Here is a 26,274-nt window from a genome sequence, read left to right on the forward strand (position 1 = left end):
TCTGTGGTGGTAGTTGCCGCCGGATGGTGAGGCCGACGGCTTGGTGGTTAGATTGTGGTGAGTTTTTCGAGGAGCGCCTCGAACTCGGTCAAGTGAGCGTCTCGCGCCTTCATCTTCCCGTCGGCAACTTCTTGCGCGTTCCGGTCGAACTTCCTACTCACCATCCAGGCGAGTGTTTCCATCTCCCAATCGCTGAGCTCGACGGTCTTCATGCCGCTTCCTTCACGGGCGCATTGTCGTTGGCCGCCGCATAGCGCCCTGCAACCATCTCCGGCGTCATCACGCTCCGGCCGACTTCGCCAGCCTGCTTGTGGTAGAAGATGACCTTGGCGGATCGACCTGAGAGCCATCCGCCATTCGCTGCGTATGCGTCAGGCGCGGCGAGCGTCTCGTGTTGCTCCACCTTCATAAGGTTGGTGGTCTTCAATTCGTCGGAATGCCGATGACCAACGTGGGCGTAGCTGAAGCGCGTTCGGCCGTACGCCTCGCGGAATTTGCCGACGAAGACCGAATCGACGTTGCCAGTGCCACGGCGATGTCCGTGGTGGTAGAAGAGCGTGACTGCGCCATGCTCGATCATCGAGTAGGTGCCCGGGCTGGTGTCAACGCTGATGCGAGGCTCGTCCTCATAGAACGCCGACAGCATCTCTCGCAGCCAGACCTCGCTTGAGGGGTCGTGGTTCGCATCCGCCATGATTATGTCGACCTGCTCGTGCTTCAAAAGCAGCATGCCGATGACGCGCCGGACAATCCGGATTGCGGCGCGGACCATCTTGGGATAGCGCGTATCGCCGTCGAGTAGGTGACCGTGCTCCGGCGTGACACTCTTGAATGAGTCGTAATGTAAAAAATCTCCGAGCTGCGCGAACACGGCGCGGCGAGCAGGCGGCGCTACTGAGATGGCAGACGCAAACCAATCCATGACGAGCTTTTCACCGATCGACAGGTCGTAGTCTCCTGCCCCGGTCTCTTCGTTCCAGGCAAGTGCGCCTAGGTGAGCGTCGGTAATGGTGTACTGGCAGAGCAGATCTTCCTCAAAGTAGATGGGTGCCGCCACCGGCTCGGCGCGAGGTATCTCCTCTTTGAACGCCTCGACCGCCGCGTGCATGGCGGAAAGCTGAGCGGCCGAATCCGTCGCAGTCTTGATCCACTTCGCGACTTCCCTGCCCTGCCCGTCAACGAGGGCCGAGACGCCTTTGATGAACTGGCCTTGCGGTAGCTCGAAAACCTCGCCCGGTGCCTTCGTCTGCTTAATCCAGGCGTCGCCCTGCTTGCTGGCGATCGACTTGATAGCGAAGCCCGGCAGGACCGGATCCGTACCGAGCTGGCCGCGCTCGGCTGCACGATGGATGTACTTGTGGGCCGTCCCGTAGCCGACCCCCATAAGCTTGGCGACGGCACGGATGCTGTTGTGCTCGGCGTAAAGTCTGCCGGCCTGTTCGATGTTCTCGGGTGGGATGGGATGGCTCAAGTGGTGGCCTCCTTGAGGGCGGCGTCGATGAGGCCAGACCAGACGCGATTGAACTTGTCGGGATACCCGTCGACACCGAGCGTGATGTTGCCGTCGCCACAGGAGAAGTCGTCGAAGTAGACGGAAATCTCGTTGGCAGCTTCGTGCAGGGCGGTAGATGGCTCCCGCATCGCTTCGAGGGCGGCGCGGGCGTGCGGCACGTAGTGCCTCCACCATTGGAAGCTGTTGTGCGATAGTTCGTCGGGATTTTTGCCGTCCTCGGTCGCGATAGCTCGCGCCGCCCGCTCAATCATGCTGGTCATTAAGTCTCCTATGGTGATGGTGATTGGTGGCCGCATTCGCGCGGCCCGGTAGTTAAGCAGTCCGCCCCAGTAGCGCGCACACCTCGTGCGACGGCACGACGAAACCGAACCCGATGAGCGAGGAAGAGAAGCCAAGCGGGACACTCATGACGCCGACGGTAATTCCGATTACATTCCCGTTGGCGTCGAACGTGCCGCCGCCACTCTGGCCCATGACAGTCGTGATGTCCGTGACGAACACGGACTTCCAGGGTCCAATCGACCGAGGCTCGCCCGCTATTTTGCCTGTTGCAGTGACGAACTCGACGGCAAGCGGATTGCCGATCGACGTGATGGCCTCGCCTTTCGCAGCGGTGCGGCAATCCAGGCTGACCGCCGGCAGCATCTCCGGCGACGTGCGCAGCAGTGCGATATCGTAGGTCTTGTTGATCCAGAGGACATCGGCCGGGCGCGTCTTGCCGTCCTTCGTTTTCAGCTCCACGGTCGCAGCATCTCCGGCGACGTGCGCAGCAGTAACGACAAATCCATTGCCGATGTGGACGCCAGAGCCGTGGCCGTTCTTAAGGATGACTTTGACCGTCGCCGTCTCGGTGGCTGGCGCGGCCATGTAAGTTTCGACGGATGCGGCGACCGTCGGTGCGCCGAAATATGCGGCGCTTGAGAGTGCGACTGCGAGGGCTGCGTATGCGATGCGTCTGAGATTCATAGCGACGGTCTCCTCTGTTGTGGTGATGGTGACCGGACGCTGGTGGTTACATTAGGCAGTGTCAAAAACAAAAAAGCGCCCTCCGCGGTTAGGCAGAGGGCGCGCCGGGTTGAACTGTTCGTGAGCAATTGGTAAAACAGAGGCTTGTTCTCGTGGGGACGAGCACGGCCGGAGTGTGCACGTAGTTGCTCCGGCCGTTTTTACTGGAACGTTATCCTCACACGCGCATTCTATGATAGTCACGAGGGCAATGTCCCCGTCCCCACACGCGCCCGAGTTCAACCTCCGTCGAGCTCAATTGCCCTCGTGACGCCCCTTCCCGAGCTGAGCATCACAGTCGCATCTTGACTCCTGCGCCAAATTAGAACAAAAAGAGAACTAAATGAAGAGGTGCACCTATGGCCAGCGAGAAGTTCATCGTCCTCCAATTCAAGAAGAACCGAGGCCAGATCGTGCCGGGCGAGATGAGGCAGGCCTCGAATGCGGTCTCCGCCGAGAAGATTGCTGCCGCTATGGCACCGCGCGTCATTGGCGTCGCGGCTTACTCGGTCATGGTCGACGAAGAGACCGGCGACATGGCATCGCCACGCCTGATATCGCAGCACGGCGAGACAACCGACATCGCGGCGTGAGCCTGACACGATTAGAGGATGGCGGCCGAGCTACGATCGGACATGAGAAAAAATCAAATCGCCTTCGACAACTGGTGGTCCTGCCTCGCGCCCAACGAGCAGGCAGCACTGGATAAAGTTGCAGCCCGAAAATTGTTCAACGCTGGCTTCCGCTACGGTGTAGACGCTAATAAGCGCAAATTCGTTTTTATGATCGGTCGCCGCCGTATCACCGTAACGGCATCGAGCCGCGAAGCCGCTAAAAGGAGGGCAGAACAGGCCTTTAAGAAAAGGCTGGCTGCTGCTGGCAAGCCCCTACCCGCTGTAGGTTGGACGGCGCACCTAGCGTCCGAAGAGGCGACAGCGCGATGACACCGGTCACGCTCCGCGAATTCCGAGGCGAGGCCATCGAGATATCTTGCGCTCGATGCAACAAGCACGCAACCCTCGATCGCAAAGCGCTCGTAAAGAAGTTCGGGGCGAAGATGAAGTTTGTTCAGTTAAGCCGCGTGCTGTCGATCGGATGCGAGAGACACGGAACTGGCCAATGTGAAGCGAGTTTTCCCGGTCTAATGAAGTGAAGCTCACCGTCGTCGAGAACTGATGAGGCCTTTGTGTGTAATCTCTACAACGTTACGACCAACCAGGAAGCCCTGCGCGCGCTGACGAAGGCGCTCCGCGACAACCTCGGCAATCTTGAGCCGACACTCGATATTTTCCCCGACAGGCCAGCGCCCGTGGTGCGCAACACCGATGACGGGCGCGAAATGACGCGCCTGACCTGGGGCATGCCGACGCCGCCGAGCATCCTTCAGGGCAAGCCTGACACGGGAGTGACAAATATCCGCAATATCGCCTCGCCGCACTGGCGCCGCTGGCTCGGCCCACAGAACCGGTGCATCGTGCCGTGGACTACATTCTGCGAATACGAGGACACCAAGCCAAAGAAGACCAAGCGCTGGTTCGCGATCAATGAGGATCGCCCGCTTGCCTTCTTCGCTGGCATCTGGACGGGGTGGAATGGCACGCGCGGGTCGATGAAGACGCCGCGCGGGGGTGAGCACCAGTTATTCGGCTTCCTCACGTGCGACCCAAATGCCGTGGTGAAGCCGATCCATCCGAAAGCAATGCCAGTCATTCTAACGACCGAGGAAGAATTAGAGGTATGGATGAAGGCGCCTTGGGAGGAAGCGAGCAGTCTGCAACGGCCGCTGCCCGACAACGAGCTCATCCTCCTGCCCGTCGAGGAGCAGCAGGGCAGTCTTTTATGAGTGATGAGAGCCGAACCGCGCGCCTCAATGGCGTGTGACGTGGCCCGTCGAGCTCCGACAATATCTACGATTGATTTGATTGCCTCATCGCTTTGTGACAGTTAGATGACACGAAACTTTACCAGATCTGAGGTGATCCCATGCATTCATTCAATTTCGCGTCCCTATCGCTCGATGAGCTCAAGGAGGTAAAACTGGATCTGGACAAGCATATAGCTGATCAGGTCGCCGTCAAACGAGCCGCTCTCCTGAAGGAATTAAGAGAACTCGAGGAAATCGGCACTAAAAGCGAGCCACGAGCGAAAACCAGTCACAAAACCTATATTGGACCCAACGGCAAAACCTGGAAAGGCCGGGGTCCCAAGCCAGCTTGGCTTAGAGAATTCGAGGAAAAGGGCGGGAATTTGGCCGAGCTCATAATATAGACGCCGCCGCTTTTGCTGGCTTCCTCAGATCTCGGCTATCGGATGCGATTAATACGAGTAAAACGTTTGCGAGACATGGGTTTCGCCAGATTGGAAGAAAGCCTGGCAATCATCCAGTATTGCGCCGAGCATCAGCCCGGACTCTGCCGTAGCTTCCTTGGGACGCTGAGGCGCGGCTGGCAGCTGCCGAGATCGCGGATATGCTGAAGTAGCACCCTGTGATTATTCGTTCGTTGTTTTTACAACACTCACCTCCATTGCATTTCGAGCTTTCCTTCCCCATACGCTATCTAAAAGCTAGCAAGTTTGGTCGCTGCGGTTTGAACGGAATTGCCCATGAGTTTAGAAACATCAGCCATCAAAACCACTATCATAAACCTCTCTCGGGCAACTGGCCCTGATCGCTCACTCGATGCAGAGATTGCAGCAATCCTGGGCTGGACATCTCAGCCCGAACAATACGAAGACAAGGAAACCGGACAGACCCTTGTCAGACACTTATGGTATAATGAGGAGCGCCAGCTCGATAAGGTTCCGCGCTTTACTTGGAACCTAGATGTGGCGATGGAGCTATTGGACCGAATGTCTCCCGACGCAGACGGCGGGTTTGGTTGGGAGCCCGGCGCGGCGTCAGCAAGCTTCGGAGGCCGCAAAGCCACAATGGCCAGCACTCCCACGATAGCTGTGTGCATGCAGGCCTTACTCGCTAGGCTTCGCCAGCTAGATGCTTTAGCAGCTTCCACTAACAGGTAATATGAAATGCAGAATGGACTGAATGGAATGCAAAGAACCGAACTCTCAGAGGTCTCCGCACATAAGGGAGCCGTGATCTTCCTTATGGATCGCTCGTACCTGCTTCCATTCAAGGTGATGATGCACTCTCTTCGTGATGCGATCGAAAACAGGCAGGAAGATTTGGTGGTTCTCACTGATGACGCAACGCTAGTTGCTGACCCCTTCTTGAACCGTATATGCGACAAAATCATCAAGATCGAAGACTCGCAACTGAAGCTGCTTAGGTCGATCGACCTTTCGTCTGTTCCTGACGAATTCAGACATCCAAAATATGGCGTTTACTGGTTCTTGAAGTTTCTAGTATTCGACAATTACGGATATGATTATCATCTCTACTTCGACACCGACATGCTGTGTCTCAACCGGTTCTTCAACTTCCGTGACATCTACGCGCCTGAGCAGCGGTTTTCGGCATCTCCTACCATTGGCAAATCAGCGCTAGGGATCCCTAAGAGCTCGCGTGGCGAGGCACACGATGACGCAGAACGCAGTAGAATTGTAGAGACGACAAAGCTAATTGCATCACGTAACTACCGCTCAAATAGGTCAATCAATTCCGGTGTGATGAGCATTCCAAAGAGATTGATTGGCGCCGATAGTGTGACAAGCTTGGTTCGTTTAGCGACTGAGAAATCATTCCGGCTGGAGCAAGAAGTCGTCCGCACTTGGGTTGCTGAGCTGGACCCTGAGCTTTTTACCTGTCTTCCAATATGGTACAATATGCCCGAGCTTCCGTTAAGGGCCAGTGGCTATACCAACTCGATTGAGCGACTTCTGCCGTATTCTTCGATCCTGCACTTCAACCTACACCCGAAACCTTGGAAGGGCGTAAGACAGGAAGACTGGGTTCATAGGATCTGGCATGATCACCGACAGCTGGCGGACAACTGGATCGAACGGATGAGCGAAGCGCCCAAATTTGCCGAACGTTTGGCGACCCGCTATAAGATCGCCAAACGCGTTGTCAGCTCACGTGGGACGCTCAGCTCTGGATCGGAATGAGTAACGGCTCTGTAGGAATTGTTGTTTAAATTTTCGAAACCCGACATGACCGGCGCTGCCACCGCCGTCGTTTACGCAGAAAAATTTCAGCTTTTTGTACATTGCTCTCGACTGGAACGCTCGATAGTTCGTGTGACGAACTATCATAGACTCATCGTTTGCTTCTACTGCGGATCCTTTGTTCAGAGCGAAGTGATGATATAAAAACGATGCAACGGAGAGATCATCAGCGGTTCTAAACTTGGCCGCTCGTGTGCGGTGCAATTGCTCAGGCCAAGCTGTTTCAATCTCGTCAAATACGGACTTTTTAAACGCGTAAGGTGCATGTCGGTGGACTTGCGTTGGCCTAATCAAAAAACTAGATGCGATAAGGTTGGCACCGTTGACTGCAGCGTATTGCCACTCCTCAGCCTCGCCTGCGGCGCATAACTCCTCAAGATAAGGAACTGCGCCGTATGGCTCTAATCGGCTGATCGATCGCCCGTATTTCGTGAAGAAATCAGATCTCTGCACAAAGTCCGCAAGGAAAAAATCATCGTTGAAGTACAAGAAATTCTCTGACAGACCCGGAATCTTGTGAAGAAATGTCTCGATTGCATGAGAGTTGAAAGTTGGCAGGTACTGAGCGGGAATCACATCTTCGTGCATGACCCACTTCACGCGTTCACTTGGAACAAACCATTCCGGCGGCTCGCAGTTAGATAGGATGTAAATTGTTGATACCCAGTGTGCATACGAATCGATCGACCGCAGGGAATACCTGAGCTCATCGGTCTGGTCGAACCGATCCTTATCCGCGGCAGGATGATGCGCGTGGATTTCATACAGTTCTCGCCATTTCTGGTCTGACGAATTTACCCACGTGTAGACAACGTCAATAGGCGAAGCTGGAATTATAGCCGCTTTGGAGCGCTGAGAAAGGCTTTCTCGCGACCGCCTCAACCTTTTCACTGGTGCTCGATCGCCTTGAGTGTGAAAGAAATTTGCTGACTGCTTCCACAACGCGACCGAATAGCGGTCGATCAAAGTGCCGCTGGAGTCTACGATGGCCAACTCAACTCGCCCAGAGGTTGTCGGCTTCTGGACGAACGATTTGAACCTACCTCGCGTTAGATCCTTCCACTCTTTCTGATCAGCTAGATAAATATAGACTTTCTGCCCTGCGGAATCAGCGAGCTTCAGCAGTGCTTCAAAGATGAATGGAAAAGAGGCGGCGGCGAGGTCGATGTCCCGAGCGTCCCCGGATGCAGGGGCCGTAATGTTAAGGTTTACGGCCTCCAACACGTCACCTGGCCCAGAGATCTGCCGTCCTTTGAACAATTTCTCGAAGACGCCTTCCCATGCCATAGCTTGCCGGGACGGAAGGATCATATGAGTAACAGGGTAGCGAGCGTTCAAGACGTCGCGCAATTTGACCGCGTAACGATCCAAAGATTTTTTGAGCACAAATGGTCCTATTTCGTAGTTGCAGTACTCTGACCAACTGAGGGTCGAAACTGCACATAAGTAGACTTGGCGCCGATGATCATCTGCTTGTGTTCGGCAGTCATCGCTTCCCAATGATCGAGTGCGTCGGAGCGTCGCTCGAAAAGCAGCGTTGTACCATCATAACGGGTAATACTCACCGTTTGAAAGAAAGATGAACTCGGCCGGAATAAGGCTCTGTAAAGTGTCCGAAATACGACCACTTCACAATCTCTTCCGAACGCAGCCCTAATGCGCTCGTAGTAGTCGGCATCTTCGCTTACGCTCTCATGTCGGAAATACCCTACCTTCTCAAGAACCTCCGCCCTCGGAAACATCATAGAAATGATACACTTCATCGTACGGCGGTCGTTGAGACGAATCGTACGCCCAGCATCGTTCGTTCGAACGTAGTTACAAGTCGCAAGCTTCTTGTTAGGAAACCGTTGCAAAGCACGGAATTGCATCTCTAGGCGGCTATTCACGCTCACATCGTCTCCGTCCTGGAATGCGATGTACTGCCCTCTAGCCATCGAAAGTCCGATATTACGGGACAGTCCTGTGCCAAGTTGAGCGTGATTCTCGACTATCTTGATCCGAGGATCTCTTTCAGCCATAGCGCGTATGACTTCTATGGAACGGTCATCGCTCGCGTCGTCGATAACGAGGACTTCAAGCGGCGGCATCGTTTGGCGCAGCATCGAGTTGATCGAGGCCTTGATCGTCGTCTCGTTATTTCGGGTCGCGATGATGACTGAAACGCATGGCTCGAAGTTACGACCGAAGCGGCGACGAATCATACGATATGGCCACAACGCCTCGTAGGCGATCTGCGGATCCGCAATAAGGTCAGAGAGCTTTCCTTTGAAATCCAGCCGTTCGTACCATCGCGAGACCGCAGGCCCTATCAATGGAATGTCCCTTAGGGTCTGCGGTGGATAACGCCTGAATTTGTGTAACACGTTCAATCTCTTCGATGTTCAGACGAGAGTGGTTGTACCAGCGGCGTCTTTGTGACACTTTTATGACGTTTATGTAACATCGACAAATGCAGCGCAAGTCGGAGAGGTAGAACAATTTTGATTAGGCAACGACCTGTGCTTGGTTCCGCACTGGTAGCGGTAGTTGCGACCCTTGGTGGGGTTGAAGCCCGAGCATGGAATTACCAAGGCCATCAGGTTGTCGCTGAGGTTGCGGAAAGCTATCTGAGTCCCGACGTCAGAGATCGGGTCGACGAGTTGTTGCGTTCCGAAGGCAAGACCAGGTTGGCTGATATTGCGACATGGGCGGATGAGATGCGTGACCTTGATCGGCCGAGGCAACCGTCTCATGCCATACGGCTCCCGTTGACCAACGAACACTACGTCCAAGAGCGGGACTGTCGGAACAAGAACTGCATCCTCGAAGCAATCAACGCTGATCTTGCGGCTCTCAAGGATGGAGAGAAAACGGTCGCCGCTCGGGTAGCAGCGCTCAAATATCTAACCCATTTCATTGGCGATCTACACCAGCCGTTGCATGCGAGTATCGACACGGGACAACAAAATGTTATTTTCGAAGGGAAAGAGATGACCTTGCACGGGGTATGGGATCGAGGCCTTATCCAGTGTCAAATCAACAACGTCCGAACATTGCTTGAAACAGCGCCACCCTTCGATCGAAATGACGTCAATGTTGTTTCGTGGGCGGAGGAGTCCCGATCCATCGCCCGAGACTTCATATTCCCGAACTTCAACAAGAACACAAATCAGCCTGTCGTCTTGGAAGAAACCTACTGCAAAAAGTTCAGTGGTATTGTCGTAAGCCAACTACAGAAGGCGGGTCGACGTTTGGCAAATCTTTTGAACGCCAACGTGGCAAAGCAAAAGTAAGAGTTTAAGATCGTGAAGTCGCTAGCAGAAATTATCCAGATCTTGCGCGAATGCAATGGGCCAAGTCGTCATGTCGACTTTCAGATAGCGCAGCACCTTGGCTGGAAAGAGAACTCTAACAGGGTTTCGCGTAGCGGAGACAGCAAGACAGTTTGGCTTAATCCTGAAACGGCTCAGCCCGGCAAGGTGCCTGCGTTCACTAAAGAGCTGCAGCATTCCTTTAGGCTTTTACAATATATTTGCCCAGAGTACGCTGGTGCCGCAATCCGCAAGGGGAAAACTGCTATTGTACAGGTCGAGCACTATGAGCCATCGGAGGCTACGACCTTACCTCTCGCTATGTGCCAGGCAGCGCTGTTGGTTCTAGCTGACAGGTCCTCTCAAAACCTCCACGCTACAGGTTCCAACTCCAGCAATTCAGCTGGTGATGTCTGGTGACGATAGCGAAGTTTCTAGGGAAATACTTGCGAGCCCTAGCGCGGCACAGTGATCCGGCTTGCGCCTTGTCGCATGCCGGATCTCCTGATTCTGCTAAGGTCGTTTATCGCCGCTACCCTTATACCACCTGTTCCAATTCACGCCCTTCCCACGTTCGCGAGGATCGAACCATTCCCCGCCGTACCTATCTAGGAAGGCCTGCGCAGCAGGTTTGGTGGCGAAGCAGTGGATATTGTAATGCTCGTCTTCGTAGAAAACGGTATGGCCTCGATCGCACCTGAGAAGGCGGTTCTTCTTGCAAAACTCAGCCTGCTCGAAACCGAGCTCGCCCCGCGACAAGGTCTCCCTCAGTGCAATCTGGTGGGGCCAACCTCGATCAATCTCACTAGCGGTGAGTTCGCCTTTTCTTCTACTCATGCTGCATTTGTTCACTATTTGTTCTAGGCGGTCAAGCGTGCGCCATACCTGAAATTTGCTAGGTAGACATGGATCAAATTGCTGGCACCATAGCCTCAGCTCTGCACGTAGTTATCGCGAAACGACAGAGCGGGGCGAAAGTCCTGGCGGCCGTCCGGCGTGGAAAACGGTATGACCGCCTACTTGGAACTTTTGGATAGTGGCCTAGTTGAGGAGCTGTCGCTGCCGCGCCCCAGTTTCCGTCCCTAAGACGTATCCCACGGCGCTGGCGGTGACGCCATTCAGGATGGAAACTCCCCAATTAGCCCGCTTCGAGCGGGCTTCTTTTTGTCGGCCGAAAACCCCGCATTGAAACAGGGGCGCTTAGTTGGCGGTTCTGCCCGTTCACACGAATTAATGGAAAAACTGGGGTACTGTACAGGAACTTCGACCCGCACTCGCGGTTGCTGGAAATATGAATGTCCGTCTGTTGCTTTTGCTACGCCACCTAAGCTCTAGATCCTTCAAAGAACCTCCAGCCGGTGTGGGTATGAAAACGATGATCGAAGCTCGGGATTGCGGTCTCATTGATTTCGACATGAACAGCAAACCGCTACGCGGTCGTCTTACACCTCTCGGTCTTGCGACCAGGAAAATAATTCCGCTCTCGCACTCTTGATCAGCGAGCAGCTACCATTCCGTCTGTTACCGTACTGACTGAAAAACGGGCTATCTTAATCATACCATTTGCTTACTTTATGCTCATCGTTGGCGATTAGGTTGCAGGCGCCGGCGGCTGAGGGTGCTAGATGCCCCCGCCTGCATAAAGACGGGAGGTGGTTACGTGTACCCCCTCAAATCTACTACGATAACAAGCGATTCCGCTCTCCGCGAGACACTGCTGAGATGGGCTAAGCACCTCGCCAGTTCCGAGGTGGACCAAATTGCGCTCGTGGAACGCACCATCGCTGTCGCACTCGAAGAACCAGATACTCTGCTCTCAAGTACCGTCGAGCGCGGCTTGATGATGCTGATGCTTCGCATCGTTTGCGATGATGCAGGAAATCCGCCTGTCGGCACGACACCGAAGGGATCGAGCGCCCCGGGCCCTTAGTTTAGACCGCCCCGGCATTCGATGTTAGGGCGGTGGGGGCTAAGGCTACGCCACTATGGTCAGAATGGCGAGCAAGTCGGTAGTGACCAGTGCTGCGAGAACATACGCCACGAACGCGCTCATCAACCTGCGTGAACGAGATGCGATCATATTCAAAAGGCTCTTGTTTCTCCAAGAACCCCAGCAAAGGTGAACACCTAGGGTGTCCGCTGATCGTTTGCCTGACAGCTTGAAACGAGAAAATTCGGGGTAGATCGAAGACGCGGGGAGAAGGGTTACAAAGTCCCTCCACTTCTCAGAGCTCGCGATGAAGAGGGATAGCGCGTGCGGCCCCGCTAGCAAAAGGACCTGCTTTTCACCGCCTTCCATTCGCTCGAAGGCACCCTCGACGAACTCAAGCCAGAACGGCAACTTAGGCTGAGATGCCATGAAGGCATTGCCAACCTTCCGCATCCCAATCCAATCATTGTGCTGCTCTTCCACGCCAAGAACAATCGTTGACCGGTGGAACGCCGGGTTCGGTTTTTTGAAAAACTTGTAGTCCGTGTCGACGTAAATCCCGCCCGCCTTATACAGGTAGAGGCATCTGGCGATGTCGGCCTTAATCACGCCCCGGCCAATTGAACGATAGGCTTCAACCCTGTGAGGCATGATTTCAGCGACAAGAGCTTCGTTTTCCTCGTCCCCCCAGAAGAGAAAGTCGTAATCGTTCAGGACGTTTCTGGCCCTCTTGATAACAACCTTTTCCTCTAGCGTAAGCGTGGCCGCAGTATGATGAATAATCTTAGGTATCATTAATATAGCCTCAGCAATACTAATCTAACGCAACCAATAATCGGTGGCCGTGTCAATTGGAGACTTCATCGGTAAGGTTGTTTTCACGGGAAGTCGTGCCGAGGCAGCGCCCGACGCTAGGGAGCAGGGTCAGCGCTTGCGCGATATTCCCTCTCGCAACGAACGTAACACTGCTTTCTGTATCGCTCGGATCGTGGCTTGCACACAACCTCACGATCATCCCCCTGAGACACGCAGTCGTTGACCATGAGATCGGCACCAAAGTCACAGGTATCCGACTTGCAGAACTTAGGCGATTCAGCGCGGGCCAAGCCACCTCCGGCGTAGACAATCAAGATGAGCCACAAGGCGCCATACTGCCGCATGCTCCCTCCCCAGATTGGAAGGAACATCATGACGCCGAGGAATCGGACGCGCATCACCCGCGCGGGTTAGGTCGACGTTAGGGCGGTGGGGCTAAGGCTGCAGATCGCCTAGTAGAATGTTGGAATTTTCGCGCGCCAGCCGCTTAGACGTTGTCTCGGTGATATGTCCGTTATCGAAATAGATCGGCTTGCCATCGAAAGTCATTGAGCAATCCATCGTGCAAATCTGGCTGAGTAGATCCACGAACTGAAAGCCTTGCTTGTAGGCCGCTTGCTTTACAAGCTCATTCACTTGAACAATTTCATCAAGGTTCTCTGGCCCGAGATAGCTATCGCGATTTCCGAAATACGACAAACGAGCGAGCCCACTTGGTAAGTTCATACGGGCGGCTGGCACAGGTCCGACTATCACGACGCGATGAGCAAGTGTCATATAGTCGGCAAATGCCCGGGCAATTTCCGAGGAGAAAGTGTCAACGTTTCGGCTCCAGTGGCCTACCCATGCTGCCTCAACAAGCAGCACGTCGACCGGATCTCTCTTCAATAACGCTGGCAGGTCTGCCTGGATCCGGCTGCAGATACCCCGTGCCTGCAGGAAGCCGCCCGACATACCCGGAACCGGCGGACACGAGTCAGCACCAACAAAGACGCCACTAACGCCCTTGTGTCTTGCTTCCTCTGAAAGACCGTCAGCGAGAGCGGCGGCGGTCGAATCGCCCCACAAGACAAGCCTAACCGGCCCTTGCGATCCGAGCCTGCACTTGCTGAACTCCAATGTCTCCGGTGCCTCGAAACCTAGGCAGTGTCGAAAATTGCCATTATCCTTTCCAGCTGCTTCTATAGCTTGCACCGCATCTGGGACGCGCTGGGGGAAGCCCACGGTAAATAATAACACAGCCGCTATCGCCGAAATGAAGCTGGCAGCGCCGGCAGTTGCCGCCGTCCTGCGTAAAGGCCCCTTATCGGACTTCTTGCGGAAGGGCTGCTCGATGAAGCGCCACGAAAGAAACCCTAGTCCAACGCTTGCTGCGACGATCGCAATCGTTACCGCAAACGGCTCGTCATGGACCCATATGTAACGGACGAAAACAATAATGGGCCAATGCACAAGGTAGATTGAATAGGATGCTTGCCCAAGCGCTCGCACTGGAGGCAAAGACAGCGCCCGACATGTCCAGCTCTCCGGGTTTCTTAAACCGCCCCAAATCAGTGCCCCCGCGCCCAGGCACGGAAGCAAAGCCGTGAACCCGGGGAATATCGTCTTTGACGTAAACACAACTGCGGCGAACACAATGGCGATGAGACCAGCGACGGAGACCGCAGATGACAATATTGCTCCAGGCAAAAGCCTCGTTGAGGTCATTGCGATGAATGAGCCTATAAGAAATTCCCAAGCGCGGAACGGCACCAGATAGAACGTCGGCGTGGGTTTATAAATTGCGCCCCAAACGCTTAGGACAAAACTTGCCACGAATACCACGACCAAAGCCGCCCAAAGAAGACCGTGGCGGTGCCTGAGCACCATCGTCAACAGAGGAAGTGCTAAATAAAACTGCCATTCGACGGCAAGTGTCCAAGTATGGAGGAATGGATTTGTCTCCAGCGTAGGAGAAAAATAGCTTGTTTGCTTCCAGAATACGAAATTCTGTAGCATGAACGGCGCTGCAAAAAGCGATCTCGCAGCTTGCGCCGCCTCATCCGGAAGAAGGATTACTGATGAGAGGATGCCGGCCACAACCATGGTAGCCAGATACGCTGGGAGAATTCGGCGACACCTTGCATACCAAAAGCTGCCGAACGAAAAGTTTTTCGAGAGGCAAATCCTAGTAATCAAAAATCCCGAAATCACGAAAAACACGTCAACGCCGACGTAGCCGCCCGTAAGAGTCGTATTACTTATGTGGAACCATAAGACTAAGACTACTGCCAAAGCACGAATGCCATCAACAAAGTCGAGGTAACGACCATCGCCCGCCGCGTGCAGCCGATTAGAAACAACCCTGGCGTCCACAAAAATCCCCAAAGTATCTGAAGAAAATATCACCAACTTAGTTACTTGTAGGCTTTGTATAGCGCAAGGCGGATTGGATGGATTTCTCAGCTATCCTTAATCCTGATAGGGGGGTGCTATGATGGTCGACGTGCAAAGTTCATTTTCTGTTCGTCTGCACGTCGAGCCAGTGAGACATAATGGTCTAACAGCTGCGGGGCTAAGCCGCCTTAGCCCATGAAGCCACAACGGCGACAGCACCAGCGCTGCCCGTCGCCTCAAGCACGGCACTGGCCGAGGTATTCTTGATGCCCAGGACGCTCAGCACGGTCGAGTTGGTAGCATAGAGGATTTCACCACTATCGACATTCACACGGCTTTCTTCCGCAGCATGGGCATGGAAGGTGGAGCTCGTCGTCGAGAACATCGCAGCGGTGGCGACGATACCACCCTCTCGCTTATCAACTTCGCTGTTCATAATCACGCTGTTGCCGATTGCGGAGATCGACCCGATCTTGAGCGGCGTTGGATTGATGCCGTACATCGGGACCGCTTTCACACCCCAACGAACCGGCGTCGTCCCAACGGCGGCAACAGCCAAGGTGCCAGCTGTTCCCGTAGGAATAGCTGCGATAAACAGGCCCATGAATGAGGCGCTGGGCGCGTCATAGGTGCTCTGGTGCAGATGGAGTTGCGTAAGCGGGATTGCCGCTCCACCGTCAGGCGTGAAGGTTGCCGTCAACGAAGTCAGGGCAGCAGTGGAGCGACCAGAGATGAAGAACGCGACGTATCTGTCAGAAGCCGCCGCATCGATCGCCAGAGAGGCGAAGGACGGCGTTGCCGTGTTTGTTGCCGTAACTGCACTTCCGACGATACCGAGCGTCGCATCTCCCGCAAGGTGAGCCCTCGACTTCACCTTCACCGTCATCTTGCCGACACGCTCGACTGCTGCAGCTGTGTCTGCTCCCTTGAACCCAAAGAACGGATACCAACGCTGCGTCATGTCGAAGTTGGTCATGAGGTTGCCGTTCGAAGATGTCATCTCCTGCAGCTCCGTACCACCTTCGCCTAGGATGTAAGCCCTGCCGCTGGTCGGGAACAGGCGAACGCCGACATGCTTCTTGGACGCGCCGGTCCCAAGTATGCTAGGGCCATAGCCGACGCCATAGTAGTAATCGGAGATGCTGGCTGCGATCGGCTGAGTGCCGCCGTCTACCGCCTGCAGCGCCATGGTGCCGTCAATGCCTTCGCCATTGCCTATGAAGATTGCGTCCGTCATCGCCGATCGAGCGGTCTTGCTGGTCGCAAAGCCGATATAGGGGACGCGGTACGCAGCAGCGGACGTGGTGATCCAGTCGTCGATGTAGATATCAACGTACTCAGTCACGGCAGGGTCAAAGCCGACATCTTCGAAGAGGTAATATTCCCCCTTCGTCGCCATCGTGCCATCAACCGTCACGGAAAGTCCGTTCGCGCTGAATGATGCGGCCGGCAACGTCGAGCCAACCTTCACCTCAGTCAGACCGACAGGCAACGACGACGCGCCGGCAAAGTTGAACGACTTCACAGTCACATCAGCATCAACCGGCTTGTGAGGCGCAGGAGAGCGGAACCAGGTATTCTGCGGGCTTCTGAGCGACGTCGACGAGAGCGCAGATACCTTCGCGTTAGCACTAGTGGCCGCGTCGTAGGTGATCAGGCGTTTGTCACCGAAGGTCATGACGCCGACCGTACCGACTTCGCCCTGGTCATAACCGCTCGTGCCGCGCGCGACTACCAACTGCGGCTTGCCGAGCATCGTCTTGCCGTCGCCATCGAGAAGAATCTCGTAGATATCGCCAGGGCGCGCATTCGAACCGGAGCCTTGTGCAGCGAACTCGACGAGAGCTGAATAGCCCTGCCGGGTCTGCCGAATGCTGCCCACATCAATTTCAATCGCAGCAGCAGCAAACCAGTTGCTGGTCTGCGTGAAAGGGTTGGATGGGCTAAAGCGGCCGTTCCACTTACTCAGCGCACCGAGGAAGACAGGCGTTCCGGCGACAGGGTCATCCCAGCCCCACATGCCCATCGTCGATCGGAACTGCCCACCGATGAGCGAATAGCCGACGTAGTTGTATGGGACGCGGTTGCGCGGGAAAGGATTCTCGGCCCACGTCATATAACCCTGATGACCATCCCCGATGGCCTCGGCCGTTGCGACCTGCATCAGCGGAACGTTTGGACCTGTCCAATTCACCCCGTCTACGGAGGTAGCGCGCAGGGTCGCTTGATTTCGCGCACCAGGAGCGCTGGTAAGCTGATATGTCATGACGAACGTAGAGCCGACCTTTCGAACACATGGCGTTTCGCACTGCCTGCCTACGCCGCCAGCGCCGGTATAGATCGGATTGGAGGCGGGCTTGCTCGCGATGTCGTCCAGCCAACCAGCCGTGACGGCTTCGTTATAAAGCTTCCAATTCGCCGGAACGGACGGATCAGCGACGCAGATATTGAGGTATATGCCACCGCTGCCCGTCGAGCCATTCAACGTGTCATCATGGTCTGACGAGAAATAGCTGAAGCAACGGTCTGGATATGCCGACGACGGAACGCGCAGGATATGGCGGGTCCAATAGTTGCCGTTGCCTGAGAGCATCTGCGACGGACGCGGCGCGATGGTGCCGAGCTTGGAAGCCGAATATGTCGAGCGCTGTATGGTCACGGCTGGGCTGATGACGGCCTCTTCCGGTCCATCTGGAGTGCCGGATGACAGGTTGCCCCCCACCGCCCTGTATTGGGGCGCGGCCCAAAGCAGTGAGGGCGCCAAGCGACGCCCTCAGGTTGAGACTAGACCTCATTATGCAGCCACCCACTGAACCTTGTCGCCAGCGTCGGCGAAAACATCGACGTCAGTATTGGCCGGGACGAAGATACGCGGGCCGGTCGTAGCGTTGGGCGCGGCGCCGATTGCGAAGTATGCGTCAGCCGAGGAGCGCAGTCGGAATACGGGCTGGCCGAGCGTGTCGTGAACAACCGGCGCGACGCCTGTGGTCGAGACGCCAGTGGCCGGCGCTTCCGACCAGGTGATCTTGCCGAGGATTGCCTGCGACTTCTCGCGACGGAACGAGCCGGCATAGCCAGCGACAATGTGGACGCCAGAAAAGGCCATGTGAATCTCCTTGAGGAATGGATTAGGCGCGCCAGCCGGCGGCCGTGTAGACGATGCGGCGGCTGGATCCGCCGAGGATCGCCGCGGTGAGACCGCCGACGAGGCCGGTCAAAGTGAGCGAGAAGACGCCCAGCGAGGTCGGGGCGTAGATCAGGTAGGAACAGCCGGGCCAGACGTTGACCGTCGAAGGCGTGATGGTCATCAGGCCGACTAGAGTAGACTGCAGTCTTATTTCTGGCGCCGTGAACAGCGGCAGGAGGGACATGGATCCGCTAGCCTGGCTACTGTCGATCGCGTAGTCGGTACGCTGCGGCCGCCAGTAATAGCTGTTGCCGTCGTACTCGCAGATCATGACGGTTCGAACAGCGCCGAAAACGTTGCTGATGCGGGCGTACATGCCAAGGTACGGCGCGCTCGCTGGGAAATTCGCGAGCAGGTTTTCGATGGTCTGGAACGTGCCGCCATTGATAAATGCCGGCACTTCCGTTTTCAGAGCGTAGGCGCTCAGGTTTGGCTGACGAGGTGCGATGATTGCCGGCATCGGTCAGCTCAACTTGTAGAGCGACATCGTGCCAGTGGTCTGCGCGGCGTTCGTCAGCGCGAATGGCAATAAAGACAGGCCGACCTCGACCGGGATTGTCACCGTGCCGCCACCTGCGAAGGTAAGCGTGGCGGTGCCTGCGGCAGAGCAGATGATAAGGACCGCCCTGCCCGACGTCGTGGCGCCGCTATAGGGCGCAACGTTGGTGTAGACTTCCCCGGCGGCATCGAGCGCGGCTCGGTCAGACGGCGTCATGGAAGTGGCGACAACCTCGGCATGCGTGCCGTCGCCCATATCCCGCATCATCCCAAGCAGCCCACTCAGTCTTGGAAACTTGGAATCTGCCATTAGCCACTCCGCGTGGTGCGCGCCTTGGGCTGACCTTCGACAACGCGGTCAATGCGCAGCGTCATGGCATCGACGGCGCTCTTCACGCCGCTGATTGCCTCCATGATCTGCTCGGTGCTCTCGCGGTGGCCGGCCTTGGAGACATACGTCTCGGCCACGTGGAGCTTGTGGGCGGCAAGCTCTTCTCGAGCTAGGCTGGCGAGTGCGGTCGCCGCCCCCGCCGCCTCTGCGCCTTCCCTGCGGACGCTGCCGAGCTTAGAGTCGACGTACTTCCAGAGGCCGAAGATAAAGCCGAAGACGGCGATGAAGAATCCGACCGCGGCCATGATTTCGGGGCCGGTCATTTATCACCCCTCAGCGCCTCGTCGCGATCCACGATATAGTTGCGGAGCGCCAGGTGCCGCCGGTAGCAGGCGAGCAGTGCAGCGCGGTCTGTGATCCACAGCTCTTCGACCTGGGCCTGCGTCAAAGGGCCATGCTCCAGCAGCACCGGCCTGTCGCATGCCTTAAGCAGCGCGCTGTCCGGCGCCACGATCGCCGGCGGTTTCACCGGTGCGACGTTAACGGACTTGGTTGATACGCTGCACGCTGCCAGCACCAAGGCTAGGCTTGTCAGCATCAGGACCTTGCCGAGCTTCACTGGCCAGCTTCCTTCTCAATTCGGTGTTGGCGGCCTGTTCGGCTTCGAGCTGCGCGATGGCTTCCGCCTCGCGCTTCTTCGCGGCGTTGTTCGCAATGGTCTGCCGGCGTTGTTCGTCGGCGTCTGCCTGGGCTGCGTCGCGGAGGATGGTGGCTATCTCAGCGTTCTTCACGAGGGTGGCGGCCTGATAGCCGTCGTCATAAATCCTGCCGTGGATCCACCACGCGCCGGCCATGAGCGTGAGCAGCAGGACGAAGATGGCGAGGGCCTTTGCTGCGGTCTTGTTTGCGAGGAGCGCGATCATGCCGACAGCCCCGACACGCAAAGCTCCGCCTCACCGATCCGCTGGGCGTCGCCCATCTCTCGGCGCTTCACAAGGCCGTTGACCACTCGGCCACCAGCCTTATTCCAAGCCGTTTGCGCTTCACACGCCGCGCGATATTGGCCGGCCTTGGCAAAGCGGGCAGCGGTCGAACCGCACATGCCGCCCACGCCGAAGTTGTAGGCGCCGGAAATCATTGAGGCCTGCACGCTCACCGGCATCTTGGTGAATCCGGCGATACATTTCGTCAGTGGCGTATAGTAGTCGGCCTTGATGCGCTCGATGAGCATGGCCTCGCACTGGGCGACCGTCTTGGTCATGCCAAGCTTCACGCCCTTGGTCTCGCCGTAGCAGATCGTCGGCACCTTCACGATGTCGAGATAGGCCCGAGTATGCAGGCCTTCCCACGGCTTGATGAGGTGGTCGACGGCAAGCGTCACTGACGCAGGCGTGCCGCCAGGCAGCAACGCGGCCGATCCGGCGAAGACAGCCGCCATCACCGCGGCAATCGCGCTCTTAGCCCGCCTCGACGGTAGGATCTTGTTGATTGGCATTCGCCTTTTCCTTTTCAGGTTGGGCAATGAGACGTGCACCCCAGGCACAGACCAGCAGCGCGATGGTGAGCCACCACGGAAGCCAGTCAGAGACAAAGGGAACGACGTTTAGGATGATGTCCGCTGCGGCAGCGATTTCAATCAGCCGCAGCGACCAGGCGCGGCGCGCGATGGCGCCGGCGTTCGGAAGGAGGTTCATTGCTAACCTCGACAAATGATTTTATGGAAGGCGGTCATGCGCTAACGTAAACGCGAAGACTGACTATGAAAAACAACTATGACTCGATAGCAGTTGTCATCAGCTGCATCACCATGGCGGGAATCCTCGCGGCCGTCGGTTGGATGGTCTTAGAGTTCAGCCTCTGGCTAGTAAGTTGGTCATAGCCATGCTCACCACATGGGAGGATATTCGCAGCTTTACGACTTCAGTTGTGCGAAAGTTGCTTACGGATACTGGACACCATCCATAGTCCAATGCTTCATTAGTCCCTCTGGGGAGGGAAAAATGAAAACATCAATACTTGGACTCGCATTTGTTGTTGCGGGCGTCTGTCATGTGCTGCCCTCAGATTGGTATCGGGCGGCACTGCTTATAATGTTTGGGGCGGGCCTGGTCTATTTCACAGAAGACTCGGACAAGCAGCCAAAGCGAAGTGCGGACGAAGAGCACGATCTCGACAGTGCTCTGACTGACGATTAACGCACAAGGTCACGCCGCGAAGTAGCTGCCACCGAGGATGAGCCGAAGACCCGCCTTACTCGCTAGGAACTGCGTTGTGCTGGCGCTTCTTTCGTGCCGTAAGCGCTCGTCGCCGGCGTCAACAGGGATGAAGTTACCGGCGCGGTGAAGGCCAGCGTCGAGGTTGGTTGCTGGCCGTTCTACGCCATCACGGTGGTTGTTGTTTTCTTCAGCTGTAAGCGTAATCAGACGGTGATCCCAAGATACTGCAAAGCCGCCTTAACTTGAGCCGACATCGCATCGACTTCAGCGTCGCTGATGTAGCGGTTGTAGATCGCCGTGAAGGCAACGTCGGCAAGGCCGGTGTACGCCGAACTAAACGAGCTTCCGATGCGAAGCTTGCCAGCGCCGACAACGCGGGCCTGGGTGGTGTAGTTGTTCGCAGCCGATGCGCCGGTTGTGAGGTTGTCAGCCTGCGTTCGGTCATTGCGCGTGCGCGTGGCAATGAGGTTCCATGCCGAAAGTGTAGCGGCAATATCACGACTTGCGGAAGTCACGGCCGAGGCTGATGCATCTGTGTAGCGCGATGCCGCGGACTTAATTACGGTCGGATCATTCGCCGAGTAGACGCTAACGCCTGCCGTTCCTGCGTTTCCACCACCCACAGCGCCAGCTCCGAAGTTGCTAACGAACATTGGGGAATGAGCGGGATCGGCCATCGTGTCGGTGCTTCGCCCGGCCATGATGATAGTCAATGCCTCGCTATCCGATACGTCAGTCTGGAAATAGCTGGCGTTACCGGTGAAGCGAAGATAGCCGCCCTGCACGGCTGGCGCCCCGGAAACGACGGCGTCTACGCCGCCAACCGCGAGGTTACGGCGGGATTCCATGCCTCTGTTGAAAAACCAGAGACCCCTCAGACCATTGCTAACTGCCGCGTCGAACCCGATGGAGAGAGCCGAGGCATCTCCCTCGTAGACCATGATGTCAGTGCTTGCCATTTGTGGCTCCTGTCGAGTTAAAGCGTTTCTTGAGCCGCAGCTCCAGCGGCCGCCGCAAGGACTTCCGCAACAGCCGCGATATTGTAGGGGCCGAGATGGACCGCATCAGAAAGCTCCGCAGTTTTGATGCCGATGTCCGAGGTCGAGCCGGCCGCAAGCTCGAAGCCAACCTCTTGCGAAGCCATCGCCCAGGTTGGGACTATCCGGATGCTGGCATTTGCCTGTGTTCTGACGAACCGGAGAAAACGCGTGAGAACCTCCACATACCGGCTGGACCAAAGCGCATCGCGTTCGCTTGAACGGGAAACCGGAGGGAACCACAGAACTATTTTGGTGGTTGGCTGCGCCGCCAGGATCTGACCGCACATGATGGTCAGGCCATCTAGGATGCCCGGACCAAGTTCCGACGACGAAAGATCACGAATATCGTTCGTTCCGAGGCCGATGAAGACGACGTTCGGCGCCGTGAGGGAGAAGCGGCTCAGGTAGAAGGCGTAGTCGAACACATACCCATTCCTGACGACCGAAGAACTATCCCCACCGGTGGCCGCGCGCAGGAACGGGTTCTGTGTCTGCTTCGACGTCTTGGCCGCAGCAAGATAGGAGGCCTCGGAACCGGGAGCGATAACCGTGGCGCGGTTGGTCACCGCGTAGGTGAAGTCTCCAAACTCCCAGCCTTCGCGGCCCTCGCCTAGTGGACCAGTAGCGTCATTGGCTCCCTGATCGACCCCGGCTCCGTTTAGCGTGCCAACGAAGTTAATCGTGTAGCCGCGCTGAGAAGCCCGAATGTTCATTCTGGCTGCCATCTGTCGATTTGTGATGCTATCGCCGATCATGAGCGCGCGGACGGTGTTGCCGCTCGAAGGGCTCACTGGAACGGAAATCGCATTGAGGGTTGTCGCGTTACGAGTGTCGGCCGTTACCTCGTCTAGACGCGTTTGCAGCGTAACCGTCTGCGAGCATTTGGCCAGATCGACGACAAGATCATCATCGCCTGTTCGGCTATAGCTGGCACGAATGCCACTAAGCGATGCCTCGCTATAGAGCGTAGCACGGATGCGAGACAGATCGCTGCGTTGCGTGAGAATGTTCCTTACGAACAGGTGCGTTTCATCGCCAACGAAACTCACAAGCGTGCCGCCGATCAATGGCTTGGCGTCAAACCCTTCATTAAGGTTCGAACCATGTGAAAGACCAGGCGCCCGAAGCTCCGTCTTGGTCAAAGAGAGGTATTTGAAGCCACGCCGATCGCGGATGTGAAATACTTCATCAGCACCCGAAGAACCCATCTCGAACCCCGCTGCGCTAAACCCACGGGACTTCACGTATCCGCGGTTGTCGATGTATGCCCAAATGAAGCCCAAAGCATCTTTGATCGCGACGGGAATGTTTTGCATACCCCGTGCGATAAGCGAGGAGCGCTCGTCGACCTCTTCGTCGATGTTTGCCTGAAGCGCTATAGGGTCGATGACATCGCCCGTCCGGATCCAGGCCGAGCCATTCCAGTAGTATTCGCCCTTGTCCGCGCCAGCAGTGACCTGACCAGGCTGGCCAGTTCTCGTACCAGATCCCAAACCGGCCTTTGTGGTAGCGCGGATAAGCCCAGCTGCAGCTCCGACGAGGGAGGTTTCTATAGTTGTGCCAACCTGACGGATTGTAGACTTGTTCGGTCTTGTCGGATTGGTTGATGGACCGTCTGGCCAAGCAGAATTAAAGGCGTCGCGAATTGCACCCATGCGATTCTCCATAAGCAACCGGCCCGACCAAAGGCCGGAACCGTTGCTCCAAAAGTGATTGATTGATCCGTCACCCGATACGGCGGCAGGACACGTTGTCGATCGAAGCTCCAGCGGACGCCGTTGCGTAGACGGCTACGTCGGTTGACGTTCCATTGGCAGTCATCGTTTCGCTGTAGGTGCCCGTGGCCATCCTCGTGATCCCATCCACGACTGTGGATCCGACAAAGCGAGGACGCACTCCACCAGTGCCGCTAATTGCCGTAATCGTGTAGGTGAACTCATATGACGCACCAGCAACAAGATCGGCTGGTTGTGATATCGCGCTTCCCGTTCCAGAAGCGTGCGCAGCTACGCCGCCGCCTATCGACCAGCCCGCGCCTTTCGACCAAACGCTATCCGACGAAAAGGCGCCATTGATGACGAGGTTTTGTCCAGGAACTGTCGAAATCACGTTGGCTGTGACCGACCAATCGCCGTAGCTACCGCCGCTCTCTTTGAAAGCGACCTGAACGTCTAGATTCTGGTTGCTAGGGACAACGTTGGTATTCAGATTAACAAACCCTCCGGAGGCCGAAGAGTCGGGAAATTCTTGAGATACCCAAGCTCCAGGCTGACCGTCGCCACGATCGGCAAGGCGATACCGGACGACAGGCGTGTAACTGTCTTCCTCCGGGTCGATGATGACGACGCGAACATAGACGCTCTGTCCACTCGCTCTAGCTTGAACCAGATTGATAACGGGGGTGAGAATGCCGACGACATTCGGCTTTGGCGGGACAGGAGGCTGCTGCCCCTCGTCTACCGCTGGGTTCCAAGCGTCGATGTTGTCGGGGTGCTTCACGAAGTCCATAGAGAAGCCGCCCTTGGAGGGCGCGAATACTGAACTTCGGTTCTCGATCAGCTTTCCGTTTAGGCGCGGCAGCCGCATAGGCGTTGCCAGCCTTACCCACCGGGCATAGACCGCATTGATGCCTGACGTGCGGACGTTGATCGTCCCTCTTGCCTTTTCCAGGACACGCAACCAGTCACGCTTGCCGAGCTGTCGGGCCTGCCGCCAGTCCTGGCACCACTGGTAGTTTGCCTCCTTGGGGAGAACCCTGCCCGATGTCAGCTGCCGATCGACGTCCTCGAAGAAGTCAGTGTCTGTCGTCGTGTAGTCTGTCGCGGGATAGGTGAACTTCGGAACGAGGCGATTGATTTCCTCGTCAAACGGCACGTCCTCTTGGATCTGATGGCCGACGATATCCGTATCCGACAGCGTCACGACGCGGCTCTCACGGAACTTACCGACCGTGAGGATACGGGCGCCGTCGCCACGGGCCACCAAGTGACCGTCGCAGGTTGCGAGGATAGCGTTCAGTCCGGATTTGGGACCGTTCTCTGTCGTATCGTAGCCGTTGCACTGGTAGCGCTTGTGAGTACCACCGCCGGCGTTCGGCACGTCCTCGTCGCAAATGTCGGCCTCCTCCTTCCACAAATCGAGGACGGGCAAGAGCGCCTTGCGGTAGTCGAGCCGGAAACCGAACTCATTGAAGCATAGATGCCAGGCGCAGATCACCGCGCTGTTTTGCGTCCACTTCCATGTAGCTGGATTAGTCGGGCTCTGCGTCGGGTCTCGGAAATCCCAGCATAGCGCATCGTCACTCTCGACTGACAGCATCGGGATGCCGTAAGGAAAGCGCTTTTGCTGGTTCTTGGCCTTGGTCGCAGACGCCCTGATGAAAAGAGATGCCTGACCGTCGCCGCGGTGGTTGTTGGTCCACAAGCCAGTCGACGAGAACCTAGACACCGCATCGGCGTAGGCCGTCTCTACCGGCAGCCCGAGGCGAGTTTCGATCCTGACGCTATCGCTCGCGTATCGTTTGCTGAGCCCATTGACGTAGCCGTCCGGCTTGACCGTCACTTCGTCGTCATGCAGCCAGAATCGATTGACGGACCTGATGCGATGGCCGCGAAGAGCCTGCACCATATAGGCAGTGACTTCGTTCTCGCTGGACTCGAAGAACATGAAGGCGCCGGCGCTGCGGTTTCTTCCGACGCCCCAGATACGGTACGGAATCGCCTGCTGTAGCGGAAACTTACCGTTCTCCGGCTTCGGTGGCTCCGGCATCATCATCGCCTGGATGCCGATGGTCAGGGCTGTCGTTGCGATTGCGGTCGAGAGACCTACAGCAACGTTGAGTGCCGTTCCGGTAAGACCGATGCCACTAAAAACAGCCGTAAATAGTGGCGTGAAAATCGGATCTCGGCGCGCGATCGGGTACATCACAGTCGTGCGACGGATCG

At 56.5% G+C, this 26,274-nt stretch carries 28 protein-coding genes; 8 read left to right on the forward strand and 20 right to left on the reverse strand.

Going from position 1 to position 26,274, the window contains the following annotated elements; genetic code table 11:
- Positions 1-47: 47 nt before the first annotated feature.
- The 4 genes from BM216_RS34105 to BM216_RS22835 are packed head-to-tail and all read right to left on the reverse strand — an operon-like array spanning position 48 to position 2,479.
- Positions 48-212 carry a hypothetical protein gene (locus BM216_RS34105; protein ID WP_177230876.1) on the reverse strand — a complete coding sequence of 55 codons (165 nt, stop codon included), beginning with the start codon at positions 210-212 and terminating at the stop codon, positions 48-50.
- A complete protein-coding gene (locus BM216_RS22825; protein WP_093001523.1) occupies positions 209-1,471 on the reverse strand; it encodes a COG3415 family protein in 1,263 nt (420 codons plus the stop codon). Before BM216_RS22825 ends, BM216_RS34105 begins: the two co-directional genes overlap by 4 nt.
- Complete coding sequence (locus BM216_RS22830) at positions 1,468-1,773, reverse strand: hypothetical protein (protein ID WP_093001524.1); 306 nt, start codon at positions 1,771-1,773, stop codon at positions 1,468-1,470. The genes BM216_RS22825 and BM216_RS22830 overlap by 4 nt, the downstream gene beginning before the upstream one ends.
- Before the next feature lie 52 nt (positions 1,774-1,825).
- Positions 1,826-2,479 carry a S1C family serine protease gene (locus tag BM216_RS22835; RefSeq protein WP_093001525.1) on the reverse strand — a complete coding sequence of 218 codons (654 nt, stop codon included), beginning with the start codon at positions 2,477-2,479 and terminating at the stop codon, positions 1,826-1,828.
- 398 nt (positions 2,480-2,877) lie between these two features.
- Here BM216_RS22835 and BM216_RS22840 point away from each other — a divergent pair, with 398 nt between their 5' ends.
- From BM216_RS22840 to BM216_RS22870, 5 genes are all read left to right on the forward strand, one after another.
- Positions 2,878-3,111, forward strand: a complete 234-nt coding sequence (locus tag BM216_RS22840) for a hypothetical protein (RefSeq protein ID WP_093001526.1) — start codon at positions 2,878-2,880, stop codon at positions 3,109-3,111.
- A 42-nt stretch (positions 3,112-3,153) separates the two neighbouring features.
- Positions 3,154-3,462, forward strand: coding sequence for a hypothetical protein (locus BM216_RS22845; RefSeq protein WP_143102832.1), 309 nt, complete (start codon positions 3,154-3,156; stop codon positions 3,460-3,462).
- A gap of 242 nt (positions 3,463-3,704) precedes the next feature.
- Positions 3,705-4,361: an SOS response-associated peptidase gene (locus BM216_RS22855; protein ID WP_093001529.1), complete on the forward strand. Its 657-nt coding sequence runs from the start codon at positions 3,705-3,707 to the stop codon at positions 4,359-4,361.
- A 140-nt stretch (positions 4,362-4,501) separates the two neighbouring features.
- Entirely contained in the window at positions 4,502-4,786 is a 285-nt protein-coding gene (locus BM216_RS22860; RefSeq protein WP_093001530.1) for an H-NS family nucleoid-associated regulatory protein, read from the forward strand.
- A gap of 759 nt (positions 4,787-5,545) precedes the next feature.
- The gene (locus tag BM216_RS22870) at positions 5,546-6,583 is read left to right on the forward strand and encodes a glycosyltransferase (protein ID WP_143102833.1); all 1,038 of its coding nucleotides are present in this window, start codon (positions 5,546-5,548) and stop codon (positions 6,581-6,583) included.
- Here BM216_RS22870 and BM216_RS22875 read toward each other — a convergent pair.
- Together BM216_RS22875 and BM216_RS22880 are read right to left on the reverse strand one after the other, a co-directional pair.
- On the reverse strand, positions 6,551-8,029 hold the full coding sequence (locus BM216_RS22875) for a stealth conserved region 3 domain-containing protein (RefSeq protein ID WP_143102834.1): 1,479 nt from the start codon (positions 8,027-8,029) through the stop codon (positions 6,551-6,553). The genes BM216_RS22870 and BM216_RS22875 overlap by 33 nt on opposite strands.
- An 8-nt stretch (positions 8,030-8,037) precedes the next feature.
- The gene (locus tag BM216_RS22880) at positions 8,038-9,009 is read right to left on the reverse strand and encodes a glycosyltransferase family 2 protein (protein WP_143102835.1); all 972 of its coding nucleotides are present in this window, start codon (positions 9,007-9,009) and stop codon (positions 8,038-8,040) included.
- 135 nt (positions 9,010-9,144) lie between these two features.
- On the opposite strand from BM216_RS22880, the gene BM216_RS22885 reads away from it, so the two are divergent.
- The gene (locus BM216_RS22885; RefSeq protein WP_177230877.1) at positions 9,145-9,918 is read left to right on the forward strand and encodes a S1/P1 nuclease; all 774 of its coding nucleotides are present in this window, start codon (positions 9,145-9,147) and stop codon (positions 9,916-9,918) included.
- A 675-nt stretch (positions 9,919-10,593) separates the two neighbouring features.
- Positions 10,594-10,800 (forward strand): hypothetical protein, encoded by a 207-nt coding sequence (locus BM216_RS34110; RefSeq protein ID WP_177230878.1) that lies wholly within the window; start codon positions 10,594-10,596, stop codon positions 10,798-10,800.
- Positions 10,801-11,911: 1,111 nt separating this feature from the next.
- Here BM216_RS34110 and BM216_RS22900 read toward each other — a convergent pair.
- The 11 genes from BM216_RS22900 to BM216_RS22955 all read right to left on the reverse strand — a co-directional run bounded on the left by BM216_RS22900 (position 11,912) and on the right by BM216_RS22955 (position 20,768).
- Positions 11,912-12,661: a glycosyltransferase family 32 protein gene (locus BM216_RS22900; protein WP_093001538.1), complete on the reverse strand. Its 750-nt coding sequence runs from the start codon at positions 12,659-12,661 to the stop codon at positions 11,912-11,914.
- 456 nt (positions 12,662-13,117) lie between these two features.
- Entirely contained in the window at positions 13,118-15,037 is a 1,920-nt protein-coding gene (locus BM216_RS22910; protein WP_177230879.1) for an acyltransferase family protein, read from the reverse strand.
- Positions 15,038-15,236: 199 nt separating this feature from the next.
- A complete protein-coding gene (locus BM216_RS22915; protein WP_143102836.1) occupies positions 15,237-17,822 on the reverse strand; it encodes a hypothetical protein in 2,586 nt (861 codons plus the stop codon).
- Positions 17,823-17,852: 30 nt separating this feature from the next.
- Positions 17,853-18,164 (reverse strand): hypothetical protein, encoded by a 312-nt coding sequence (locus BM216_RS22920; RefSeq protein ID WP_093001542.1) that lies wholly within the window; start codon positions 18,162-18,164, stop codon positions 17,853-17,855.
- Positions 18,165-18,186: 22 nt separating this feature from the next.
- Positions 18,187-18,705, reverse strand: coding sequence for a hypothetical protein (locus BM216_RS22925; RefSeq protein ID WP_093001543.1), 519 nt, complete (start codon positions 18,703-18,705; stop codon positions 18,187-18,189).
- Positions 18,706-18,708: 3 nt separating this feature from the next.
- A complete protein-coding gene (locus BM216_RS22930) occupies positions 18,709-19,053 on the reverse strand; it encodes a hypothetical protein (RefSeq protein ID WP_143102837.1) in 345 nt (114 codons plus the stop codon).
- On the reverse strand, positions 19,053-19,397 hold the full coding sequence (locus BM216_RS22935; protein ID WP_093001545.1) for a hypothetical protein: 345 nt from the start codon (positions 19,395-19,397) through the stop codon (positions 19,053-19,055). The genes BM216_RS22930 and BM216_RS22935 overlap by 1 nt, the downstream gene beginning before the upstream one ends.
- Complete coding sequence (locus BM216_RS34115; protein WP_177230880.1) at positions 19,394-19,693, reverse strand: dehydrogenase; 300 nt, start codon at positions 19,691-19,693, stop codon at positions 19,394-19,396. Before BM216_RS34115 ends, BM216_RS22935 begins: the two co-directional genes overlap by 4 nt.
- Entirely contained in the window at positions 19,614-19,997 is a 384-nt protein-coding gene (locus tag BM216_RS22945; RefSeq protein ID WP_093001547.1) for a hypothetical protein, read from the reverse strand. The genes BM216_RS34115 and BM216_RS22945 overlap by 80 nt, the downstream gene beginning before the upstream one ends.
- Positions 19,994-20,569 carry a lysozyme gene (locus tag BM216_RS22950; RefSeq protein WP_093001548.1) on the reverse strand — a complete coding sequence of 192 codons (576 nt, stop codon included), beginning with the start codon at positions 20,567-20,569 and terminating at the stop codon, positions 19,994-19,996. The genes BM216_RS22945 and BM216_RS22950 overlap by 4 nt, the downstream gene beginning before the upstream one ends.
- Positions 20,532-20,768, reverse strand: coding sequence for a hypothetical protein (locus tag BM216_RS22955; protein ID WP_093001549.1), 237 nt, complete (start codon positions 20,766-20,768; stop codon positions 20,532-20,534). Before BM216_RS22955 ends, BM216_RS22950 begins: the two co-directional genes overlap by 38 nt.
- Positions 20,769-21,074: 306 nt before the next feature.
- Here BM216_RS22955 and BM216_RS22960 point away from each other — a divergent pair, with 306 nt between their 5' ends.
- Entirely contained in the window at positions 21,075-21,269 is a 195-nt protein-coding gene (locus BM216_RS22960; RefSeq protein WP_093001550.1) for a hypothetical protein, read from the forward strand.
- 224 nt (positions 21,270-21,493) lie between these two features.
- On the opposite strand, the gene BM216_RS22965 is transcribed toward BM216_RS22960, so the two are convergent.
- The 3 genes from BM216_RS22965 to BM216_RS22975 form a co-directional block, all read right to left on the reverse strand.
- Positions 21,494-22,249, reverse strand: coding sequence for a hypothetical protein (locus tag BM216_RS22965; protein WP_093001551.1), 756 nt, complete (start codon positions 22,247-22,249; stop codon positions 21,494-21,496).
- Positions 22,250-22,266: 17 nt separating this feature from the next.
- Positions 22,267-23,985: an SGNH/GDSL hydrolase family protein gene (locus BM216_RS22970; protein ID WP_093001552.1), complete on the reverse strand. Its 1,719-nt coding sequence runs from the start codon at positions 23,983-23,985 to the stop codon at positions 22,267-22,269.
- A gap of 70 nt (positions 23,986-24,055) precedes the next feature.
- Positions 24,056-26,254: a phage tail protein gene (locus tag BM216_RS22975; RefSeq protein WP_244530287.1), complete on the reverse strand. Its 2,199-nt coding sequence runs from the start codon at positions 26,252-26,254 to the stop codon at positions 24,056-24,058.
- Positions 26,255-26,274 lie beyond the last annotated feature (20 nt).

Source organism: Rhizobium sp. NFR07 (genome assembly GCF_900111905.1).
In the GTDB taxonomy this organism is placed as follows: domain Bacteria; phylum Pseudomonadota; class Alphaproteobacteria; order Rhizobiales; family Rhizobiaceae; genus Neorhizobium.

Coding starts and splice junctions, on each gene's coding strand:
- BM216_RS22830 (WP_093001524.1), bottom strand. CDS start 1,773: ATGACCAGCATGATTGAGCGGGCGGCGCGAGCTATCGCGACCGAGGAC.
- BM216_RS22970 (WP_093001552.1), bottom strand. CDS start 23,985: ATGGGTGCAATTCGCGACGCCTTTAATTCTGCTTGGCCAGACGGTCCA.
- BM216_RS22950 (WP_093001548.1), bottom strand. CDS start 20,569: ATGCCAATCAACAAGATCCTACCGTCGAGGCGGGCTAAGAGCGCGATT.
- BM216_RS22840 (WP_093001526.1), top strand. CDS start 2,878: ATGGCCAGCGAGAAGTTCATCGTCCTCCAATTCAAGAAGAACCGAGGC.
- BM216_RS22965 (WP_093001551.1), bottom strand. CDS start 22,249: ATGGCAAGCACTGACATCATGGTCTACGAGGGAGATGCCTCGGCTCTC.
- BM216_RS22975 (WP_244530287.1), bottom strand. CDS start 26,254: ATGTACCCGATCGCGCGCCGAGATCCGATTTTCACGCCACTATTTACG.
- BM216_RS22925 (WP_093001543.1), bottom strand. CDS start 18,705: ATGCCGGCAATCATCGCACCTCGTCAGCCAAACCTGAGCGCCTACGCT.
- BM216_RS22930 (WP_143102837.1), bottom strand. CDS start 19,053: ATGGCAGATTCCAAGTTTCCAAGACTGAGTGGGCTGCTTGGGATGATG.
- BM216_RS22900 (WP_093001538.1), bottom strand. CDS start 12,661: ATGATACCTAAGATTATTCATCATACTGCGGCCACGCTTACGCTAGAG.
- BM216_RS22920 (WP_093001542.1), bottom strand. CDS start 18,164: ATGGCCTTTTCTGGCGTCCACATTGTCGCTGGCTATGCCGGCTCGTTC.
- BM216_RS22955 (WP_093001549.1), bottom strand. CDS start 20,768: ATGAACCTCCTTCCGAACGCCGGCGCCATCGCGCGCCGCGCCTGGTCG.
- BM216_RS22935 (WP_093001545.1), bottom strand. CDS start 19,397: ATGACCGGCCCCGAAATCATGGCCGCGGTCGGATTCTTCATCGCCGTC.
- BM216_RS22845 (WP_143102832.1), top strand. CDS start 3,154: ATGAGAAAAAATCAAATCGCCTTCGACAACTGGTGGTCCTGCCTCGCG.
- BM216_RS22945 (WP_093001547.1), bottom strand. CDS start 19,997: ATGATCGCGCTCCTCGCAAACAAGACCGCAGCAAAGGCCCTCGCCATC.
- BM216_RS22835 (WP_093001525.1), bottom strand. CDS start 2,479: ATGAATCTCAGACGCATCGCATACGCAGCCCTCGCAGTCGCACTCTCA.
- BM216_RS22960 (WP_093001550.1), top strand. CDS start 21,075: ATGAAAACATCAATACTTGGACTCGCATTTGTTGTTGCGGGCGTCTGT.
- BM216_RS34105 (WP_177230876.1), bottom strand. CDS start 212: ATGAAGACCGTCGAGCTCAGCGATTGGGAGATGGAAACACTCGCCTGG.
- BM216_RS34110 (WP_177230878.1), top strand. CDS start 10,594: ATGCTCGTCTTCGTAGAAAACGGTATGGCCTCGATCGCACCTGAGAAG.
- BM216_RS22870 (WP_143102833.1), top strand. CDS start 5,546: ATGCAGAATGGACTGAATGGAATGCAAAGAACCGAACTCTCAGAGGTC.
- BM216_RS22860 (WP_093001530.1), top strand. CDS start 4,502: ATGCATTCATTCAATTTCGCGTCCCTATCGCTCGATGAGCTCAAGGAG.